Here is a 1,359-nt window from a genome sequence, read left to right as displayed (position 1 = left end):
TTCGAGGCCTCTTACGGGCGCACCTCGATGGAGTATTACGACGGGTTTGTGTTCGGTTTCTACGCCGAGGCGCGGCCTGATTTGCCGCCGATCGCCAGCGGCGGGCGCTATGATGCGCTGACCCGGCGGCTGGGCGGGGGCGAGGAAATCCCGGCGGTCGGCGGTGTGCTGCGCCCGGACCTGATGCTGCAGCTTGAGGAGGTGCGCGCATGAGTTTGAAGCTGGGGGTGCCGTCCAAGGGGCGGCTGATGGAGAAGACATTCGACTGGTTCGCCAAACGCGGCGTGACATTGGCGCGCACCGGGTCCGACCGGGAATATGCCGGCGCGGTCGAGGGTGTTGCGAACATGGAGCTGGTGCTGCTGTCGGCGGGGGAAATCCCGCGCGAGCTGGCAGCGGGGCGGATCCACCTGGGCGTCACCGGCACCGATCTGGTGCAGGAGAAGCTGCCGCGGTTCGAGCAGCAGCTAGAGAGCCTGGCCGAACTGGGCTTTGGCCATGCCGACCTGATCCTGGCGGTGCCGCAGTTCTGGATTGATGTGGACACGCTGGATGACCTGGATGCGGTGGCGTCTGCCTTTCGCACCGAGCATGGGCACCGGTTGCGGATTGCCACCAAATACCACCGGCTGGTGCGGGAATTCCTGACCGATGCCGGGGTGGCGGATTACCAGCTGGTGGACAGCCAGGGCGCGACTGAGGGCACGGTGAAGAACGAGACCGCCGAGATGGTGGCCGACATTACCTCGACCGGCGAGACGCTGCGGGCCAATCACCTGAAGCTGCTGGCGGACGGGCTGGTGCTGAAGTCCCAGGCGACGCTGTGGCGCAGCCGGGTGGCGAAATACGGGCTGGATGAGAAGGCGGCGCTGAACACGCTCTTGGACCTGCTGGAACACCGCAAGTAAGCGCCGCCATCACAGTCGGCACTGAGTGATTTGAGTATTTAGGCAAAGAAGAAGCGCTGGGTCTTCCGTCTTCTTCATTGTCTGAAATACTCACTGCACCACGCTTCCGGCAGGCGGAAGGCGAGAGGGGCGTGCAGCCGTTGCACGCAGTCCGCAGTTTTTTGGCTGCAATGGCGCAGGGTGTTCTCCCGCCCGGAGCAGCGGCATCCAAGATACCGCCGTTCCGGTTGGGCCGGGCGCCGGGCTGACGCCCGGCGCTGGCGAGGCACGCCGCGGGGGGGTGCGGAAAGCCTCAGATCACTCCGATTTCGGCCAGTGCCTGCGAGAGTTCCAGCGGCAGCAGCTCTTCTTGGCTTTTGCCGGCAGGCAGGTCGGCGGGTGTGTCTTCAGTCTTCAGATAGCGCCAGCCCTGGAACGGGCGTTTCGGCGCAGTGTGGGTGCGGTGCAATTC

General features: G+C 65.1%; 3 protein-coding genes. 2 read left to right on the top strand and 1 reads right to left on the bottom strand.

What is annotated here, in order from left to right:
* Nucleotides 1-213: ATP phosphoribosyltransferase regulatory subunit (locus A2I95_RS38350; protein ID WP_291737646.1), on the top strand; the 213-nt coding region annotated here is incomplete at its 5' end.
* On the top strand, nt 210-908 hold the full coding sequence (hisG, locus tag A2I95_RS38345) for an ATP phosphoribosyltransferase (RefSeq protein WP_291737645.1): 699 nt from the start codon (nt 210-212) through the stop codon (nt 906-908). The genes A2I95_RS38350 and hisG, both read left to right, overlap by 4 nt.
* A 292-nt stretch (nt 909-1,200) precedes the next feature.
* On the opposite strand, the gene A2I95_RS38340 is transcribed toward hisG, so the two are convergent.
* The coding region (locus tag A2I95_RS38340; protein ID WP_291737647.1) for a DUF1489 family protein at nt 1,201-1,359 on the bottom strand (159 nt) is incomplete at its 5' end.

The organism is Leisingera sp. F5, assembly GCF_001593695.1.
The sequence above is the reverse complement of the archived record's forward strand: the minus strand, read 5'-3'. Positions and strand labels throughout refer to the sequence as shown.

What these genes read in the sequence shown, in the direction of transcription:
- hisG (WP_291737645.1), top strand. Translation starts at nt 210, where the DNA reads ATGAGTTTGAAGCTGGGGGTGCCGTCCAAGGGGCGGCTGATGGAGAAG.